Here is a 19,186-nt window from a genome sequence, read left to right as displayed (position 1 = left end):
AGCTGTGGCGTCTACTGGGGTGAGGAGGTGATCGCCGTGCTGCGACACACACGGATCGACTCGCCGATCGGTGAGCTCACGATCGCGGACGACGGTGACGAGGCCACGAGTGTCGCGGCCGTGGCCGCCGAGCTGGGTGACCGGCGACAGGCCCAACGGGTCCGGCACGCGGTCGGACGCAACCCGATCGGCATCCCGATCCCGTGCCACCGCGTGATCGGTGCGGATTGCTCGCTCACCGGCTTCGCGGGGGGAATCGACCGCAAGGTCTTCCTGCTCGAGCTCGAGGAACCCGCCGACGTCGCGGCAGCACGCTCTTCTGAGGGCCCATGAGACAGCCCTTCGACCACGCCGTCCGTGAGCACGGTCCCACCGTGCTGCGGGTCTGTCGCGCCGTGCTCGGCCCCGGCGGTGACGCCGAGGACGCCTGGTCAGCAACCTTCTTGGCCGCCCTCGAGGTGTGGCCGACCCTCGACGACGGCACCAACCTGCAGGCATGGCTCGTGCGGGTGGCTCAGCGCAAGGCGATCGACATCACCCGTGCCCGGGCGCGGCGACCAGTCCCCACGGAGGCCCTGCCCGAACAGACGTCGTCCTGGGGCAATCCGGGAGAGCACGACCACCTGCTCTGGCAGGCCGTCGCAGCCCTTCCGGAACGACAACGGCTGGCCGTGGCCTACCACCACCTCGGTGGTCTGCCACACGCGGAGACAGCGGCGCTGATCGGTGGCAGCCCTGAGTCCGTGCGCCGTGCTGCTGCCGACGGCATCCGACGACTGCGCCAGACGCAGCTACCCCAGACAGGCACCTCATGACCCTCGACAGCACCCTCTTCCCGGTCGACCACGAACTCGACGGGCTGCTCGCCCGCCTGGCCGACGAGGCCGATCGACGCCAGATGATCGAGGTGGCCTACCGCACCGTGGACTCCCCCCTGGGTCCGCTGCTGCTGGCGGCCACCGCCCGGGGGCTCGTCCGGGTCGCCTTCGCGACCGAGGACTTCGACGCGGTGCTCACCGTCCTGGCGGACCGGCTCGGTCCACGGGTGCTCGCCGCCCCCGCCCGGCTCGACCGGGCCGCGTCCGAACTCGATGAGTACTTCTGCGGCACCCGACACGAGTTCGACCTGGAGCTCGACCACTCGCTGTCGTCGGGGTTCAGACAGACGGTGCAGCGCTACCTTCCCAGCATCGGCCACGGGCGCACCGAGACCTACAAGCAGGTGGCCGAGCACGTCGGCAACCCGGCAGCGGTGCGCGCCGTCGGAACCGCCTGCGCCACGAACCCGATTCCCGTGGTGGTGCCCTGCCACCGAGTGCTGCGCACCGACGGTTCGCTGGGCGGTTACCGCGGTGGCCTCGAGGCCAAGCGATGGCTGCTCGACCTGGAGCGCCGATGAGCGAGAGCCTGCTGGGCCCCGTCCTGCCTGACGGGGCCCATCATGTGCCGGGCTGGCTGACGCTCGACCAGCAACGCTGGCTGGCGGGGCAGTACGACCGCTGGACGGCGGGCCCGGTGCCGCCGAGGGCGGCCACCGTCCGGGGCCACGAGATGAGCGTGCGCACGGTCTGTCTGGGGTGGCACTGGAGGCCCTATGCGTACACCCGCGAGGCCGTAGACGTGAACGGCAACAGGGTGCTCGACTTCCCCGACTGGCTGGTGCGCCTCGGCCAGAAGGCACTGGTCGATGCCACGGGTGAGCCCCGCGCCGGCGACGGCTACCAGCCCGACACCGCCCTGGTGAACTTCTATGACGACGACGCCCGCATGGGCATGCACCAGGACAAGGACGAACGCTCCCCCGCTCCCGTGGTCTCGCTGTCGATCGGTGACACCTGCACCTTCAGGATCGGCACGGCGGTGAACCGCAAACGTCCCCATCACGACGTGCTGCTGGCCTCCGGTGACCTGTTCGTGTTCGGTGGGCCCTCCCGACTGGCCTTCCACGGCGTCACGAAGGTGCACCCCGGCACGGCACCGAAAGGGTGCGGGCTCGAGCGAGGACGGATCAACATCACGTTGCGCATGACCGGGCTGGACGGCTGACCATGACCTCTGCCCTGCTCACGGGGCGGGTGCCCGCGAACGGTGCCTTCGACCGGCATGCCGCACTGGGGACGCTCGCCGCCCACAGTGTCGCCGGTGTCGACCGGGTTGACCTCGCCGACGGCAGCTTCACCCGACTCCACCGGGTCGGCGGTCGGTGGCGACCGCTCCGCGTGATCCTGGACGACGGTGGCGCCACCTGGGTGCTGGGCGCTGACCAGAGCGGAGCCGACGGGTCGGGCGACGCCGCGGACGCCCCGAGCCGGCCCGATGAGAACCGATGGGCGCAGGAGATCACCTCACGGGTCGCGGACTGGTTCGACCTGGCCGCCGACCTCGGCACCATCGACGGCGCGCTGGGAGCTCATCCTGTGTTCCGTGAGCAGGTACGAGACCGGCCCGGGATACGGGTGACGCGGTTCGCCGATCCGTGGCAGGCGACCTGCATGACCGTGGTCGGGCAGCAGGTGTCGCTGGCAGCGGCGCGACTGTTCACCGGCCGCCTCGTGCAGCGGTACTCGCCCGAGGTCCGAGGCGGTGATCTTCGCCCGTTCCCTGACCCGGCGGTGATCGCCGAGGCTCCGGTCGAGCAGGTCCACGAGACCGTCGGCCTCACCGGTGCCCGGGCTCGGACGGTCCGGGCCGTCGCCGAACTGTTCGCGGCCGCCGCCGGGGCGGTGCCGTCCCGGGGCCAGCTCGGTGCAGTCACAGGGGTCGGGCCCTGGACCTTGGACTACCTCGCCATCCGGGTGGGTCACGAGGTCAATGCCTTCCCGGCCAGCGACGCCGTGTTGCGCCGCCTGCTGATGGCCGAGGGTTTCACCGACGAACGGGGCCGGTTCGACGCAGCCAGTGCCTCGGCGCAGTGGCATCCCTGGCGAAGTTATGCCGCCTGCCGACTGTGGGCGTCGGCCCATCCACGGCCAGAGGTGCCCGCCCCGAGGGGTCGTCCGAACCCCGCCGGGACGTCGCTCAGCGAGCCCGGATCGTCCCGCTGAGCTTGGCGAGCAGGTCGGCGAACTGGTCGACCTCCTCGACCCCCCACTCCTCGAGGGCTTCCTGCAGGAGCAGGTGGAAAGGACTGCGGGCCTCGACCAACTTCTGCTTCGCCTCATCGGTGGGGGCGATCATGCGCACCCGCGCGTCCCCCGGGTCGAAGGCGCGGCGCACCAGCCCTCGTCCCTCGAGCTCGGTGATCGCGCGACTGATCTGTCCCTTGTCGGCCTGCAGGGCATCGGCCAGGGCGGAGACCGAGACGGGAGCCATCCGGTCGATCGTGGTGAGCACCTTGAAGGTGGCTGGCTGCAGTCCGGGCGCCACCCGTTGGGCGACCACGCCGTAGTACGTGCGGATCTGGCGGGTGAGGTCTTCCATGGCGCCCTCGAGTCGGGCGACCGCGCGTTCGCGGCCGCCCGTCGCCGCGGTCTGGGTGTTCACACCTTCAGCCTGTCAGAGTCGTCGTCCTCGACGAGCACCGGGGTGGGGCTCGCCTCATGGTCGAGCACCTCCATGCCCTGGGGAACCGAGACCACGGCGAGGTCCCGCTCGCCGGCGTCACGGCGCTCGGCGGCCGTCATCCGTGTCAGCGGGGCGTTGGGTAGCAACAACACGGCCACCAGACTGACCGCGGCCACCGGCACGGCGATCCAGAAGGAGTGCGTGATCCCGCCGGAGTAGATGTCCTCGAGGACCACCCGCAGGGCGGGAGGCATCTCGGAGACCCGGGGCACGGCGCCACTGGCCAGTTGCTGCGCCCAGTAGCCGCCCTGCTCACCCAGACTCTTCAGGGCAACCCCGATGTCGGACTGACGCGATTGCGCCAACGATGCGGTCCGCGTTGCCATGGCGGCTCCCATCACCGAGACACCGATGGTGCCGCCGAGGCTGCGGAAGAAGGTGACCCCCGAACTGGCGACGCCGATCAACGAGGCCCCGGTGGTGTTCTGCACCACGAGCACCAGGTTCTGCATCGTCATGCCCACGCCTGCACCCATCAGGAACATGTAGATCGAGACGAGCCAGAAGTTGGTGTCGTAGTGGATCGTCGTCAGCAGGTAGAGGCCGGCGATGAGGGACACAGAACCGGCGACCACGTACGGCTTCCAGATGCCGTAGCGGCTGATCAACTGGCCGACCACCATCGAGCTGAGCAGCAGCCCGGCGACCATCGGGATGGTCATGACGCCCGCCATGGTGGGGCTGGCTCCGCGGGCCAACTGCATGTACTGGCTGAGGAAGACCGACGAACCGAACATGGCGATGCCGGTGGCGATCGAGGCCAGCACCGACAGCGAGAAGGTGCGGCTGCGGAACAGGCTGAGCGGGATGAGGGGTTCGGACGAGCGCAGTTCGACGACCACGAAGGCGATCGCAGCGATCAGGGCGCCGCCCACCATCCAGGCGGTCGTGAACGACCACCAGCCGTAGTCGTGGCCCGCGTTGGTGACCCAGATGAGAAGCAGGGAGACGCTGGTCCCCAACAGCACGATGCCGGCGTGGTCGATGCTCACCTTGCGTTGCTGGTTGGGACGAAGGTGCAGGGTGAGCTGCACCATGATCAGGGCCAGCACGGCCACGGGCAGGGCGACGAAGAAGTTCCAGCGCCAGCCCAGGCTGTCGGTGATGACTCCGCCGAGCAGCGGTCCGCCGACGGTGGAGACGGCCATCACCGCGCCGAACAGGCCCATGTAGCGCCCGCGGTCGCGGGGGCTGATGATGTCGGCCATGATCACCTGGCTGAGCGCGGCAAGACCGCCCGCTCCCAGGCCCTGCACGGCGCGGGAAGCGATCATCATCCCCGGGTTCTGCGCGAATCCGGCGGTGGCGCTGGCGAGCACGAAGACGATGATGGCGATCTGGAACAGCACCTTGCGGTTGAACAGGTCGGCCAGCTTGCCCCAGACCGGGGTGCTGATGGCGCTGGTGAGCAGCATGGCGGTGATCACCCAGGTGTAGTCCCGCTCAGTCCCGGCCAGGTCGTGCACGATCACGGGCAGGGAACTCGACACCACGGTCGAGGCGAGCATCGAGACGAACATGCCGAGCAACAGGCCGGTCAGCGCCTCGAGCACACCTCGGTGGCTCATGGGCGCCGAGATGTCACTGTCCGGGGTGGGGGCACCGCTGGTGGCGGCCGCCGGGGATGTCTGGGACACAGGCTTCTTCTTTTCGTTGATTGAATCAATATTTGATGCGTGTCAAAGGTTGACCGGCGTCAACGATACGCCGATGGTTGACTCGGGTCAACTGATGAAGCCTCAAGCACTCATCCCCCATGCATCTGCCCCCGAAACGCACACGTGGCTGGCGCTCCTCCGCATGGCTGGCGTTCAGAACACCAGCCAAGCGGAGGAACGCCAGCCACATGCATCACGGGCGACCAGCCACCAACGGGGCCAGATCGACCCGGCTCAGATCAGCGCAGCACCCCTTGGAACCCGAAGGTGAAGCTCAGCCTCTCTCCGGCGGGCAGTCGGTACTCGGGGTGGGTCATGGCCCCCCACGAGTCGTCACCGGCCACTCCGCGACGCTTCAACGCCGGACGAATGACCGTGTGCTGGATGGGCGGCAGGTCGACGTGATGGTCGCTCGCCTCGATCTGGGCCGGCGTCCACGGCAGCACCGACAGCTCCATCGGCACCTCCGCGTCGAGCCGCAGGCCTCGTCCGTGCACGTCGGTCACCGTCGCCCAGCGCACCCCGGTGCGGTTGCCCGCCTCCTGGGGACGCAGGTACGGGGTCAGCAGGTCAGCAACCTTCGCCCGGTGCACCCCCAACCGTGCACCCTGTCGACGGTCGACCTGGGTCTCGTCGGGGCCGTCGCCGTACCAGGTCAGCCTGTCGAAATCGGCACTGGTGGTCAGCTGCATGCCGAACTCCGGGGCGTCCGGCAGGTCGGCGTGAGGGGTGAGTTCGACGGTCACGCGGATGTGCCCGTCACCCGCGACGGCATACGCCACGGTGCACTCGCCCACCCCTGCCGCTGCCGACCCGAGCGGCAACTCGTACACGTAGGTCACGACAGCCCGGTCGTCCACGACCTCGACGCTCGGGTTGTCCAAGCCTGCCTTGGGACGAGCATGGCTAGAGGCCAGCTTCCAGCAGCCGTCACGGAAGGGCATGCCCCAGCCGCGCTCGTTCGAGGTGGGGGCGTGCCAGAAGTTCGGACGAGGAACGCTGTCGAGCAGTTCGTGGCCGCCGTCGGGGGTGAGCCCGTAGCGGTAGGACAACAGTCCCCCACCGATCCGCGAGAACAGCGCCAGGAAGTGCTTCCCCCGCACACCGATGTTGTGGATGCCCGCCACCACCTCAGGGGCGTCGCCGCGGCGCGGGGCCGGAGCACCGTCCACGGTCCGCACGCCCTGGCCGAACGCGATCTCGTGACCAGCCTCGGCCCAGCCGGTGGCCTGACGCAGCCTCACCGACACCTCGACCACGTACTCACCGGGGACCCTGGGAAGCTCCAACGGCAGCGGGTACGTCTCACTCTGCAGGGGTGCGACGGCAGTGACGACGGTGGCTCGAGCCACCTCCCGTCCCTCCCGCAACACGCTGACCACGATGTCGAACTGCGAGGAGTCGACGAACAGGTTGCGATTGGTGAGGGTGAACTCCCCCTCCGACACCTCGACCACGAACGGGGCGTACAGCGCCTTGACGGCCTGCAGCGCAGGCTTCGGGGTGCGGTCGGCGAAGACGATGCCGTTGCCCGAGAAGTCGGAGTCGTGCGGGGCCTCGCCACAGTCGCCGCCGTACCCGAAGAACTCCTTGCCGTGCCGATCGGTCAATGCGATGGCCTGGTCGGCGAAGTCCCAGATGAACGACCCCTGGAACAGCGGTTCGCGCCACGCCAGGTCGACGTACTTGTCGACCGCACCGAACGAGTTGCCCATCGAGTGGGCGTACTCGCACAGGATGAAGGGCTTCTCGCGGTGCTCCTTGAGGTACTCCTCGACCGTCGCGGCCGGGGTGTACATCTGACTGGTGATGTCGGTGGTCTCCGGCAGACGCGGGTCCCAGTGCACACCCTCGTAGTGCACCGGACGAGTGGGGTCGAGTTCCTTGAACAGGCGCGAGACCTGCAGCAGGTTGCTGCCCCCGAAGGACTCGTTGCCGCACGACCAGATGAGCACGCTGGGGTGGTTCTTGTCGCGCTGCAGCATGTTCTCGGCCCGGAACTTCAGCGGGGGAAGCCACAGCGGGTCGTCCCCCGGCACGGCCTGCTCGATGGTGCGTCCTCCGCGGTTGATGTCGTCCCACAGGCCGTGGGTCTCGAGGTTCATCTCGTCGATCACATAGAGCCCGTGCCGGTCACACAGCTCGTACAGCGCGCTGGTGTTGGGGTAGTGGCTGGTACGCACGGCGTTGACGTTGTTGCGTTTCAGCAACAGCACGTCGGCCTCGAGTTGTTCACGCGAGACGGCGCGCCCGTCGAGGCCGAAGTCGTGGCGGTTGACGCCGTTGAACACGATCCGCTGGCCATTGATCAGCATCTGGGCATCGACGATCTCGAACCGACGCACGCCCACGGTGGTGGGCACGTACTCGACCACCGCTCCGGAGGGGTCGAGCACCTGCACGGTCAGGTCGTACAGGTGGGGACGCTCGGCGCTCCACAACTGGGGCTGCTCGACGACGATCGACCACCGACCGTCACCCTGGTCGGTGAGCTCACCCACCCCTTCGAGGGTCAGCACGAGGCTGCCCTCGCCCTCGAGGTCGGGCCGGACGACGACCGTGGCCCGGTCGAAGGAGTCCGACAGTTCGGTGGTGACCGCCAGGTCGCGAAGGTGGGCCACCGGACGTCGGTTGAGCTCCACCGAGCGGAAGAGACCCGAGAAGCGGTAGAAGTCCTGGTCCTCGAGCCATGACTGCGAGGTGAACTTGAACACCTGTACGGCGAGCTTGTTGGTGCCCTCATGCCAGGCCGGCGTGAGGTCGAACTCCGAGGGGGTGAACGAGTCTGTGGACCATCCGATCCACTGCCCGTTCAACCAGACGGCCAGGCCACTCTCCGCGCCATGGAAGGTGACGGAGACCCGCTCCCCGGGGGCCAACGGCTCGTCCAAGGACACCTCGGTGACATAGCTGGCGACCGGGTTGAAACGCTGCGGCGCCTGCCCGGGCTCGAGGGTCTCGTGCCCGTCCCAGGGGTACTGGGTGTTGACGTACTGCGGACGGTCGTAGCCCTGCATCTGGATGTGGCCGGGGACGGCGATGTCGTCCCAGCTGGAGGTGTCGTACCCGGACGCCTGGAACCCGCTGGGTGCACCAGCGGGATTCTTGGCGTAGTGGAACTTCCACACGCCGTCGAGGCTGGTCACCAGCGAGCTCTGCTGCAGTTGGGCCTCGTCGGCCGACGCGAACACGCGGTGGTCGGAGTGCGGCGCCAGCGTCGACTCGGCGAACCACCCGGGATCGGAGAGCCGCGCCATGTCAAGGGGCGTGGTGGGTGAGGTGTCGTGGGAACGGGGGGATTCAGAAGTCACTTGACGGCTCCGGTGATGCCTTCGGCGAAGCTCCGCTGAAGGACGAGGAAGAGGAACATGGTGGGCAGGGAGGCCAACAACACGGCGAGCATCAGCACCCCGTAGTCGGTGACGTAACCCGAGGTGAGGCTCGCCACCAGCATCGGCATGGTGCGGAAGGTCTGGTCGACCAGGATCACCTTGGGCCACAGGAAGTTGTTCCACGCGGCCATGAACGTGATCACCGCGGCCGCGGCGTAGGTGGCACGCATGGTGGGCAGGAACATCCGGAAGAAGATCGACAGCTCACTCAGTCCGTCGAGGCGGGCGGCCTCGATGATCTCGGTGGGGAAGCTGCGAGCCGACTGCCGGAACAGCAGGATCAGGAACGGTGTCGCGATGGTGGGCAGGACCACGGCGGGCAGGGTCGAGACCATGTTGAGGTTCGCGAACATGCGGAACAACGGGATCATGGTGGCCGCGAACGGGATCATCATGGTCAAGAGCAGCAGGCCCATCAGCCTGTCCTTGTGCTTCGAGTGGTAGATCTCGAAGCCATATCCGGCGATCGAACAGACCAGCAGGCTGAGCAGTGCGCTCGAGACGGCGTAGATGGTCGACTGGCCCATGGCCGCCCCGACGTTCTGCTGGGTGGTGAGCTTGGAGATGTTGTCCATCAGCGCTCCGCCCGGCGTCAACCTCGAACCGATCACGTCGGCCGAGGTGTTGGTGGCCGAGACCACCATGAAGTAGAGCGGGAACAGCGAACACAGGGCCGCCAGGGCCAGGAACACGTACTTGGCGACGCGGAGAGGTGTCTTAGTCACGCTTGTCACCCACCTTCATCTGAATGGCTGCGAGCACGGCGACGAGCAGCAGGATCACGTATGACACCGCCGAGGCGTACCCGAAGTTGGGGTTGTTCTGGAACGAGAGTTCGTAGAGGTAGTGCGACATCGTCTTCGACCCGTTCGCGGGGCCACCCGCGGTGAGCGCCCAGGACTCGTCGAACAACTGGATGGTGCCGTTGGTCGACATGATCGCCGTCAGCAGGATCATCGGACGAAGCTGCGGCACGGTGACGTGCCAGAAGGCGCGGAAGTCGCTGGCGCCGTCGATCTTGGCAGCCTCGATGGTCGAGGGCTCGATGTTCTGCAGGGCCGCCAGGTAGAACACCATGTTGTAGCCGGTCCAGCGCCACAGCAGACCGAGCACGATGACCATGCGCGCCGTGACCGCGTTGCCCAGCCAGTTGACGGGGTGGTCGGTCAGGTGCAGGGCCAGCAGGGCGTCGTTGACCATCCCGTCGGTCGAGAACATGGTGCGGAACACCATGGAGTACGAGACCAGCGAGACGGCGCAGGGCAGGAAGATGGCGGTACGCCACAGTCCGCGCAGCTTCATGGTGCGGTCGTTGAGCAGGACCGCCAGCACCAGGGCCAGCACCAGCATCACCGGCACCTGCACGATCAGGTACATGAAGGTGTTGGCCAGGGTCTGGTGGAAGATGCCGTCGTCGAACAGGCGGGTGTAGTTCGCCCACCAGGGGTCCGCCCAACGCATGCGGGTGCCTCGTCCGGTGCGGAACGACAGCAGGAAGGCCTCGAACATGGGCCAGAAACTCATCAGGACGATCAGCAGGGTGGCTGGGGCCAGGAAGGTCCAGCCGGTGAGGCTCTTGCGGCGGGCGCTGGTCAGGCCCCTGCGCCTGCCGACCTCGTCTGTCGGCGGGGAAGGAACCGCCCGCGCTGCGGTGGTGGTGGTCACGCGTGACTCCGTTCGTCGGGGCTGAAGGGACGAGGACGTGACCGGGGGCCGCAGCCCCCGGTCACGAGATCGATCACTTCATCGCGAACTCGACGGTCTTCTGGGCCTCGTCGAGGGCGGTCGTCGGATCGGCACCCTTGAGGATCTTGGTCATCGCCACACTGGCGGCGTCACGACCCTCGTAGTAGTAGGCGCCGGTGTTGTTCTTCGGCACCTTGGCCGAGTAGTCGACCACCTGGGCGTAGATGGCGGTGTTGTTGAAGAAGGCCTGCTTCTCCTGGTAGATGTCCGACTTCGCGGCGGGCATCCAGTTCGCCAACGCACCGGCCTTCGGCAGGATCGTGTCGTAGAGCTGGGTCGACCCCGCGAAGGTGGACTTCAGGAAGTCGTTGGCCAGAGCCGGCTGCTTGCCGGCCGAGACGGCCCACGAGGACCCACCGTTGGCGGTGTAGTTGGTCGCGCTGTCGATGCCGTCGAGCTTGGGCACATTGGTGATCTCCCACTTGCCCGACTGGTCCTTGGCGGTCTGCACGGAACCCAGGATCCAGACGCCGTTGAGCGCCGAGGCGTGGTTGCCGGAGATGAAGCCGCGGATGTACTCGTCCCACGAGTTCACCTCGACGTAGAGACCTGCCTTCTGCAGCTGCTTGAGCACGTCGATCGACTTGAGCAGGATGTCGTTCTTGGCGATGGTGGGCTTGCCGTCGGCGTCGAACAGGCTGCCGCCGGCCGACTGCAGCATCATCATGATCAGGTCGGAGCTTCCCGACTGGCCAGAGATCAGGGCGTGGCCCGTCTTGGCCTTCAGCTGGGTGCCCCGCTCGATGTAGTCGGCCCAGCTGATGTCGGTGAAGTCCTTCATCGTCAGACCGGCCTGCTCGAGGTAGTCGATGCGCAGGGCCTGCACGGCGGTGCCGTTGTCGAAGGGCACGCCGTAGTTGGCGCCGTCGACGGTGGAGTAGCCCACCACGGCGGGCGGGAACTCGTCGAACTTCACGCCACCCTTGGTGAGGTCGGAGAAGGCGTCACCGTAGTTGATGACGTTCTTCTGGAAGGCGTTGTTCTGGCAGAGGAAGATGTCGGGCAGCTGGTCGAGCTTGCCCGACTGTGCCAGCGTCGTCAGCTTGGTCTGGATGTCGTCCCATGGGGTCTCGACCACCTTGACCTTCACGTCGGGGTGGTCCTTCTGGTAGATCTTCGCGGCCTCGTTCATCGAGTAGATGTTGAACGCCGGGTCCCAGCACCACACGGTGAGGGTGCCGCTGGTGGGCACGTCGCCGGCCACCGCCTGGTCGTTCTTGCCGCCGGAGTTGCACGCCGCCAGGGTGGCCACCGCAGCGGCCCCAAGTCCCAGCCCGAGCACCGAGCGCCGGTTGATGTTCATTCCTCGAACTCCTTCGTTCGTCCGCAGAGCGGTTCGATCCTTCCGGGGGCGACATCGTCCCCGTCCATCAGCCACCCGCGCAGCGATGCGAGGAATGCTGTGATGTTGACGTCAACATAGCAACGCTCCCCGGCAGGACTGGGGAGGGGCACGGGTTTCGAGACCGATCTGTGATCTGCGGATGGCAACGTCACCAAGGACGGGCCCGGGAGCTACACTCCCGCTCATGTCCACCGCGTCCGAGACCCCACGGCGCGGACGTGCGTCGATCACGGACGTCGCCAGGCTGGCCGGTGTGTCGGCGCAGACGGTGTCACGGGTGGCGACCGGGTCGAGTCAGGTTCGCGAGTCGACCAAGCTGCGGGTGCGGCAGGCGATGGACCAACTGGGCTACAGCCCCAACCGTGCCGCCCGGGCCCTGCGCAGCGGCTCGTTCGGCGCGATCGGGTTGCTGGGCCACGACTTCAGTCGTACCGGTGAGGTGCTGACGATGCGCGGCGTGCTGGACGCCGCCCAGGAGCGCGGCTACTCCGTCAACGTCGTCAACGTCGCGACCGGCACCACCGACGAATGGAACTCCGCCGTCACGCGGTTGCCCCACCTGGCCATGGACGCCCTCATCGTGATCCGGGCCGAACTCGTGCAGCCCGAACTGCTGTCGCTGCCCGCACGGATGCCGGTGGTGGTCAACGGCACCTGGCCCGGCAGCCCCCACTCGACGGTCGAGACCGACCAGGTCGAGGGCACCCGACTGGCGGTGGAACACCTGTTGGGGCTGGGACACGCCACCGTCCATCACGTCTCCGGCCCCGAGGACTCCGAGGTGGCGCGGATCCGATCGTCCGCGTGGCGGCGCACCCTGCTGCTGCACGGCATCACTCCCCCGGAGGTGGTGCCGGGCGACTGGACGGCGGCCTCGGGCATCGCCGCGTGCCACCGACTGGTGGAGCGCGATGACATGACTGCCGTCTTCTGCGCCAACGACGAGACGGCCATCGCTCTGATCGGGGCACTGCAGAGGGCGGGCAAGTCTGTTCCCGGCGACGTGTCGGTGGTGGGCTTCGACGACATCGACCTGGCGGCCTACCTGAACCCGCCGCTGACCACGGTGAACCAGAACTTCCACGCCATCGGGCAGCATTCGGTGGCCATGCTGCTCGAGCAACTGGAGGCCTCGACCCGAGGTGAGCGACCGCCCCTGCAGCGGGTGGTCGTGCCCGTGGAACTGATGGTGCGGGGATCGACCGGACCACCCCCTCGGGTCGCCCCCCGGTGACGGGGCCTTCGCCGGGTACGGGTCAGCCGCGGTAGATCTCGAGCAGTCGGGCCGCCACAGCACCGGGGGCGTAGCGCACCCGGGCGAGGGCGGCGATGACCGCCGGGTCGAAGGTGTCCAGTTGGGAGACGAAGGTCTTCAACGCCGCCACGTCATCCTCCGGGGTCGTGCCGGTGAACATGCCCACGTCGTCGGTCACGAAGTCCTCGGGGCCGCCGCAGTGGGTGGCCAGTACCGGCAACCCGGCAGCCATCGCTTCGACGTAGACCACTCCGAAGGTCTCCCACTCGCTGAACAGGACGAACCCGTCGGCGGCCGCGAACTCGGCAGCCAACTCGGCGCGACCCAGTCCCCCCGTCAGCCTGACCCGGTCACCGACACCCGAGCTCGTCACCAGTTCCTCCAGGTGACCGCGCTCGGGTCCCTGGCCGACGATCACGAGTTCGGCGTCGGACGTCGCGAAGGCAGCGGCGAAGGCCCGCAGCAGTCGGTCCATGCCCTTGCGGGGAATCAGGTTGCCGACGCTGAGCAGTCGGGTCGGCGCGGCGGGCTGCGCGGGGTGCGTGGGGTGAGCGGGGTGCGGCTGGAAGGCATCGACGTCGACGAGGTCGGGGACGACCGTGGCGGTGACGCCGAACTCAGCGGCCAGCACCTCGGCGAGCGCCGACGACACCGCCAGCACCCGGTCGGCGCGGTAGGCGTGACGAGCGAGGGCACGGTCCTCGGACGTGACCGAGCCACGGCGGAGCCTCGAACTGTGCTCGGTGACGACGACGAGGGGCTGGTCGGCACCGTCGCGCAGGCGAAGGGTGGTGGGCACCACACCGGCGGCCCACCTCGTGAAGTGGGCGTGGACGACATCGGGTCGTCCGTGGTGTTCGACCACCGCTTCGTACAGTCGCCGCCAGGCCCGACCCAGCAGGGGGACGAAGGCCCGCACCGGCAGCGAGCCGAGACCGATGTCGATCCTGGCCACCGGCAGTCCCTCGAAGGTCGAGTGCCGCACCCGCCAGGGGGTGAGCAGACCGGCCCGACGACGGCGCGGTGACCGGCAGTCGAGCACGGCGACCACGACGTGGCAGCCAGCCTGCTGGAGCGCCAGGGCCTGGTCGAACTCGAACCTGCCCAGGAGCGGGGACGATGCATCGGGTACCCCGCGGGCCACCACCACCACGAAAGCGCTCATCGGCGCGACACCACCACGGTGCCGAGCACCAGGTCATCGAGGGCGCGCCGCTCGGCACCGACGATCAACATCGGGATGACCAGACACTTCATGGCCACACGGCTCACCGCCTGCCACCAGCGCAGGGGTGTCAGATCGAGTTGGGTGACGCCGATCCGGGCGGCCAACTGCCCCAGCGATCCCCCCAGGAAGGTGGTGAACACACTCGCCTCGACGAAGAAGACACCCATCGGCGTCCACATGCGCCAGCCGGCACCGCGCAGCGCGCCCAGACCGAAGAGCAGGTAGGCGACCAGCATCGAGATCGCCCAGTCCGCGATGAGGGCCGCGACCCGGGAGCGCCAACTCGCCAGCGAGCCACGACCCGTCGGCGGCAGGCCGAGGCTCTGCCCGGGGTAGGTCTCCTCGCTCATGGTGGGAGCCTATCGGGGGCGGTCGGCCGAGCGATCGCGACGGCCCCGGGCGGGGCGTCCGGGCTGTTACACGAACGAAACATGGACGCAACTGATGAGCAACACCTGCTCCGTAGGTTCATGCACACAAGGGTTCATCCAGATGGAGGAAGACATGTTCAAGGGACAGGACGACCTGCTCGCGTTCATCAAGGACGAGGGCGTCGAAATGGTCGACGTTCGCTTCTGCGACCTGCCCGGTGTGATGCAGCACTTCACCGTGCCGGCCGGGGCTTTCGACGAGGCAGTGTTCACCGACGGCCTCGCATTCGACGGTTCGTCGATCACCGGCTTCCAGAAGATCCACGAGTCGGACATGGCGCTGCTGCCCGACCCGACCACCGCCTACCTCGATCCCTTCCGCGTGGCCAAGACCTTGGTCGTCAACTTCTTCGTGCACGACCCGCTGACGAAGGAGCCCTACAGCCGCGACCCCCGCAACATCGCCCGCAAGGCTGAGGCCTACCTCGCCAGCACCGGCATCGGCGACACCGCCTACTTCGCACCCGAGGCCGAGTTCTACGTCTTCGACGACGTGCGCTTCGACACCAAGGCCAACGGCTCCCACTACGAGATCGACTCCGAGGCGGGTGCCTGGAACACCGGCCGCGTCGAGGACGGTGGCAACCGCGGCTACAAGGTCAAGTACAAGGGTGGCTACTTCCCCGTCTCGCCCGTTGACCACTTCGCTGACCTGCGCGACCAGATCGTCAAGACCATGGAGTCGCTCGGCCTGGTCGTCGAGCGCGCCCACCACGAGGTCGGCACCGCCGGCCAGGCAGAGATCAACTGGCGCTTCGACACCATGTTGACCTCGGCCGACAACGTGATGAAGTTCAAGTACATCGTCAAGAACACTGCCTGGGAGGCTGGCAAGACGGCCACCTTCATGCCGAAGCCGATCTTCGGCGACAACGGTTCGGGCATGCACGTGCACAGCTCCATCTGGAACGGCGGCGAGCCCCTGTTCTACGACGAGAACGGCTACGGCGGTCTGTCCGACATGGCCCGCTGGTACATCGGCGGCATCCTCAAGCACGCGCCGGCCCTGCTGGCGTTCACCAACCCCTCGGTGAACTCCTACCACCGTCTGGTGCCCGGCTTCGAGGCCCCTGTCAACCTCGTCTACTCCTCGCGCAACCGCTCGGCCTGCATGCGCATCCCGATCACCGGGTCGAACCCGAAGGCCAAGCGCGTCGAGTTCCGCTGCCCCGACCCCTCGTCGAACCCGTACCTGGCCTTCGCCGCCATGCTGCTGGCCGGCCTGGACGGGATCCAGAACAAGATCGAGCCGCCGGCCCCGATCGACAAGGACCTCTACGAACTGCCTCCCGAGGAGCACGCCGAGGTCGACCAGGTGCCCGCCTCGCTGGGCGAGGTGCTCGACGCCCTCGAGGCCGACCACGAGTTCCTGCTCGTCGGTGACGTCTTCACCTCCGACCTGATCGAGACCTGGGTCGAACTGAAGCGCGCCGAGATCGACGCCATCCGGCTGCGCCCGCACCCCTACGAGTTCGACCTGTACTACGCGATCTGAGCCTGTGCTCCACTGATCGAGGACGAGGCCCCCGGTTCCGCGAGGAACCGGGGCCTTTCCTCTTCACCTCGGGCATCCCCTCGCGTTTTGCTGCCCCGAACTGGCTTCCGGATGGTCAGCAGCGGGTCGTGAGACTCTTTGGGGTCATCGGGACACCGGATCGGGGCACAGGGCTTATTCGACCCCCCACCGGAACACCCTGTTCGCCCAGTGCCACAGTGAAGGCGTGCAATGACGCACTCCTAGGAGGCATCCGATGATTCAGTACGTCCACATGTTCAGTGAGGGCGATCGCGACCAGAAGGACCTGCTCGGTGGCAAGGGCGCCAACCTCGCCGAGATGGTCAAGTTGGGGCTGCCGGTGCCCCCGGGCTTCACGATCACCACGGAGGCCTGCCGGGCCTACCTGACCGAGGGACGCGTGCCGCCCCAGGTGCGGGTGGAGGTCACCCAGCGGCTGCGCAATGTCGAGGACCTGATCGGACGAACTCTCGGCGACTACGAGGAACCGCTGCTGTTGTCGGTGCGCTCGGGGGCCAAGTTCTCGATGCCCGGGATGATGGAGACGGTGCTGAACGTCGGCCTGAACGACGACACCGTGCACGCCCTGGCCTCCTTCGCCGGCGACGAGCGTTTCGCCTGGGACTCCTACCGCCGCCTGATCCAGATGTTCGGCAAGACCGTGCTCGACATCGACGCCGACAAGTTCTCGTCGGTGCTCGACGCCCACAAGGAGAGCGCGGGTGTCACCGCCGACGTCGATCTCACCGCGGACGACCTCAAGCAGGTGGTCGCCGAGTTCAAGCAGATCGTCGAACGCGAGACGGGTCACCCGTTCCCCCAGACCCCACGCCGTCAGGTCGACATGGCCATCGAGGCCGTCTTCCGCAGCTGGAACACCGAGCGGGCGCAGTTGTACCGCCGCCGTGAACGCATCGCAGACGACCTCGGCACCGCGGTCAACGTGCAGGCCATGGTCTTCGGCAACCTCGGGGAAACCTCCGGCACGGGGGTGTGCTTCACCCGCGATCCATCGTCGGGTCACATCGGCGAGTATGGCGACTACCTGCCGAACGCGCAGGGTGAGGACGTGGTGGCGGGTATCCGCAACACGCTGTCGCTGGCCGACCTCAAGCAGCGTGATGCCGGCGCCTACCGCGAACTGCGGGCCGCCATGCGCAGCCTCGAGACCCATTACCGCGACCTGTGCGACATCGAGTTCACCATCGAACGCGGCAGGTTGTGGATGCTGCAGACACGGGTGGGCAAGCGCACGGCCGGTGCCGCCTTCCGGATCGCCACCCAGCTGGTCGACGAGCAGTTGATCACCATGGACGAGGCCCTCGAGCGGGTCACCGGCGAGCAGCTCAGCCAACTGCTCTTCCCCCAGTTCGACCGGTCCGCCGACCGGACGCTGCTGGCGACCGGCATGGGCGCCTCCCCGGGCGCGGCCGTGGGTGCTGTGGCATTCGACAATGCCAGCGCCGAGGCCGCCGCGGCCAGTGGCAAGTCCGTCATCCTCGTCAGGCGCGAGACCTCACCCGAGGACCTGCCGGGCATGGTCGCCGCGGCCGGCATCCTGACGGCCCGCGGGGGCAAGACCTCCCACGCCGCCGTGGTGGCCCGAGGCATGGGCAAGTGTGCCGTGGTGGGTGCCGAGGACCTGGTGGTCGACGTCGCCGCCAAGCAGATCAGGGTCGGTGAGCACGTGGTGCACGAGGGTGACACCCTGGCCATCGACGGCAAGACCGGCGAGGTCTACCTGGGTGACGTGCGCGTGGTCGACTCCCCCGTCATGACCTACGTCTCCGAGGGCCTGGAAGCGGCCGAGGCCCATGCCGACGGTGACGACGAGACCAAGCAGCTGATCCGCGCCGTCGATCGGGTGCTCACCCATGCCGACAAGCGTCGCCGTCTGCGGGTCCGCGCCAATGCCGACACCGGCACCGACGCGCGCCGGGCTCGTGACCGGGGGGCCGAGGGCATCGGTCTGTGCCGCACCGAGCACCAGTTCCTCGGCGAACGCCGCCAGCAGATCGAGCGGGTGGTGCTCGCCGACACTGACGAGCAGCGTGAAGCCGCGCTGGCCGAACTGCTGCCCGCCCAGATCGAGGACTTCGTCGACCTGTTGACGGCCATGGACGGCCTGCCGGCGACCATCCGGCTGATCGACCCGCCGCTGCACGAGTTCCTGCCCGACCTCACCGACCTCACGGTCGAGGTGGCCCTGGCCGAGGCGAAGGGTGAGACCGGCCCCGAGGTCGACCGCACCCGGGCCCTGCGCGACGCCGTCCGGGCGATCCACGAGCAGAACCCGATGCTGGGCCTGCGTGGGGTTCGCCTGGGACTGAAGATCCCCGGCCTGTTCGCGCTGCAGATCCGCGCCATCGCCGAGGCTGTCGTGAGGCTGCGGGCCGAGGGCAAGGACCCCCGTCCCGAGATCATGGTGCCGCTGGTGGGATCCAACCGCGAACTGGTGATCGTCCGGCGTCAGGCCGAGGGAATCATCGCCGAGATCTCGCGGACGAACGACCAGGAACTGGAGATTCCGATCGGCTGCATGATCGAGCTGCCCCGGGCGGCCCTGACCGCCAACCGCATCGCTCAGACGGCCGAGTTCTTCTCGTTCGGTACCAACGACCTGACCCAGACGACGTGGGGCTTCTCCCGCGACGACGTCGAGACGGCCTTCTTCCCCCAGTACATGCAGAACGGGGTGCTGACCATCAGCCCGTTCGAGACCTTGGACGCCCTGGGTGTCGGCGAGCTCGTCCGGATCGGGGTGGAGAAGGGTCGCGAGACTCGACCTGACCTCAAGATCGGGGTGTGTGGTGAGCACGGTGGCGACCCCGAGTCGATCCACTTCTTCCACCGGGTCGGCCTGGACTACGTCAGCTGCTCGCCCTTCAGGGTGCCGGTCGCCCGACTGGAGGCCGGACGCGCCGTCGTCCTCAAGGAAGGTGTCGGCACGAGCTGAGCACCCCGAGCTGCCTGGCCGAGCTGACTGGCCGTGGGCCGGCGGACCCCACGTCCGTCGGCCCTCGGTTGTGCGCGTAGGGTGGCAGGTACGGA

At 67.8% G+C, this 19,186-nt stretch carries 16 protein-coding genes; 8 read left to right on the top strand and 8 right to left on the bottom strand.

Features of this window, described 5'->3' with window-relative positions; all coding sequences use genetic code 11:
- Positions 1 to 36: 36 nt before the first annotated feature.
- Genes H507_RS18360 through H507_RS14875 form a run of 5 tightly spaced genes read left to right on the top strand, consistent with a single transcriptional unit; the run spans position 37 to position 3,044 of the window.
- A complete protein-coding gene (locus H507_RS18360; RefSeq protein WP_281166921.1) occupies positions 37 to 333 on the top strand; it encodes an MGMT family protein in 297 nt (98 codons plus the stop codon).
- Complete coding sequence (locus H507_RS0105170; protein ID WP_022909658.1) at positions 330 to 815, top strand: RNA polymerase sigma factor; 486 nt, start codon at positions 330 to 332, stop codon at positions 813 to 815. The genes H507_RS18360 and H507_RS0105170 overlap by 4 nt, the downstream gene beginning before the upstream one ends.
- A complete protein-coding gene (locus tag H507_RS0105165; protein WP_022909657.1) occupies positions 812 to 1,399 on the top strand; it encodes a methylated-DNA--[protein]-cysteine S-methyltransferase in 588 nt (195 codons plus the stop codon). The genes H507_RS0105170 and H507_RS0105165 overlap by 4 nt, the downstream gene beginning before the upstream one ends.
- Entirely contained in the window at positions 1,396 to 2,046 is a 651-nt protein-coding gene (locus H507_RS0105160) for an alpha-ketoglutarate-dependent dioxygenase AlkB family protein (RefSeq protein WP_022909656.1), read from the top strand. Before H507_RS0105165 ends, H507_RS0105160 begins: the two co-directional genes overlap by 4 nt.
- A 2-nt stretch (positions 2,047 to 2,048) precedes the next feature.
- Positions 2,049 to 3,044: a DNA-3-methyladenine glycosylase 2 gene (locus H507_RS14875; RefSeq protein ID WP_022909655.1), complete on the top strand. Its 996-nt coding sequence runs from the start codon at positions 2,049 to 2,051 to the stop codon at positions 3,042 to 3,044.
- Here the strand turns inward: H507_RS14875 and H507_RS0105150 are convergent.
- The 6 genes from H507_RS0105150 to H507_RS0105125 all read right to left on the bottom strand — a co-directional run bounded on the left by H507_RS0105150 (position 3,019) and on the right by H507_RS0105125 (position 11,663).
- On the bottom strand, positions 3,019 to 3,483 hold the full coding sequence (locus H507_RS0105150) for a MarR family winged helix-turn-helix transcriptional regulator (protein WP_022909654.1): 465 nt from the start codon (positions 3,481 to 3,483) through the stop codon (positions 3,019 to 3,021). The genes H507_RS14875 and H507_RS0105150 overlap by 26 nt on opposite strands.
- A complete protein-coding gene (locus tag H507_RS14870; RefSeq protein ID WP_022909653.1) occupies positions 3,480 to 5,201 on the bottom strand; it encodes an MDR family MFS transporter in 1,722 nt (573 codons plus the stop codon). The genes H507_RS0105150 and H507_RS14870 overlap by 4 nt, the downstream gene beginning before the upstream one ends.
- 260 nt (positions 5,202 to 5,461) lie before the next feature.
- Positions 5,462 to 8,533, bottom strand: a complete 3,072-nt coding sequence (gene lacZ, locus H507_RS0105140; protein ID WP_211217289.1) for a beta-galactosidase, LacZ type — start codon at positions 8,531 to 8,533, stop codon at positions 5,462 to 5,464.
- Positions 8,530 to 9,339, bottom strand: coding sequence for a carbohydrate ABC transporter permease (locus H507_RS0105135; RefSeq protein ID WP_022909651.1), 810 nt, complete (start codon positions 9,337 to 9,339; stop codon positions 8,530 to 8,532). Before H507_RS0105135 ends, lacZ begins: the two co-directional genes overlap by 4 nt.
- On the bottom strand, positions 9,332 to 10,279 hold the full coding sequence (locus H507_RS0105130; protein ID WP_022909650.1) for a carbohydrate ABC transporter permease: 948 nt from the start codon (positions 10,277 to 10,279) through the stop codon (positions 9,332 to 9,334). The genes H507_RS0105135 and H507_RS0105130 overlap by 8 nt, the downstream gene beginning before the upstream one ends.
- A gap of 73 nt (positions 10,280 to 10,352) precedes the next feature.
- Positions 10,353 to 11,663 carry an ABC transporter substrate-binding protein gene (locus H507_RS0105125; RefSeq protein ID WP_022909649.1) on the bottom strand — a complete coding sequence of 437 codons (1,311 nt, stop codon included), beginning with the start codon at positions 11,661 to 11,663 and terminating at the stop codon, positions 10,353 to 10,355.
- 226 nt (positions 11,664 to 11,889) lie between these two features.
- Here H507_RS0105125 and H507_RS0105120 point away from each other — a divergent pair, with 226 nt between their 5' ends.
- Complete coding sequence (locus tag H507_RS0105120; RefSeq protein WP_022909648.1) at positions 11,890 to 12,939, top strand: LacI family DNA-binding transcriptional regulator; 1,050 nt, start codon at positions 11,890 to 11,892, stop codon at positions 12,937 to 12,939.
- Between the two features lie 22 nt (positions 12,940 to 12,961).
- Here H507_RS0105120 and H507_RS0105115 read toward each other — a convergent pair whose 3' ends face one another.
- A complete protein-coding gene (locus H507_RS0105115; RefSeq protein ID WP_022909647.1) occupies positions 12,962 to 14,125 on the bottom strand; it encodes a glycosyltransferase in 1,164 nt (387 codons plus the stop codon).
- Positions 14,122 to 14,538, bottom strand: coding sequence for an RDD family protein (locus H507_RS0105110; protein WP_022909646.1), 417 nt, complete (start codon positions 14,536 to 14,538; stop codon positions 14,122 to 14,124). The genes H507_RS0105115 and H507_RS0105110 overlap by 4 nt, the downstream gene beginning before the upstream one ends.
- A 154-nt stretch (positions 14,539 to 14,692) precedes the next feature.
- Between H507_RS0105110 and glnA the strand changes: the two genes are divergently transcribed.
- Both glnA and ppdK read left to right on the top strand, forming a co-directional pair.
- Complete coding sequence (glnA, locus tag H507_RS0105105; RefSeq protein WP_022909645.1) at positions 14,693 to 16,114, top strand: type I glutamate--ammonia ligase; 1,422 nt, start codon at positions 14,693 to 14,695, stop codon at positions 16,112 to 16,114.
- Positions 16,115 to 16,370: 256 nt separating this feature from the next.
- Positions 16,371 to 19,091 (top strand): pyruvate, phosphate dikinase, encoded by a 2,721-nt coding sequence (ppdK, locus tag H507_RS0105100; protein ID WP_022909644.1) that lies wholly within the window; start codon positions 16,371 to 16,373, stop codon positions 19,089 to 19,091.
- Positions 19,092 to 19,186: the final 95 nt, after the last annotated feature.

The organism is Aestuariimicrobium kwangyangense DSM 21549 (genome assembly GCF_000421525.1).
In the GTDB taxonomy this organism is placed as follows: Bacteria; Actinomycetota; Actinomycetes; order Propionibacteriales; family Propionibacteriaceae; genus Aestuariimicrobium; species Aestuariimicrobium kwangyangense.
The sequence above is the reverse complement of the archived record's forward strand: the minus strand, read 5'-3'. Positions and strand labels throughout refer to the sequence as shown.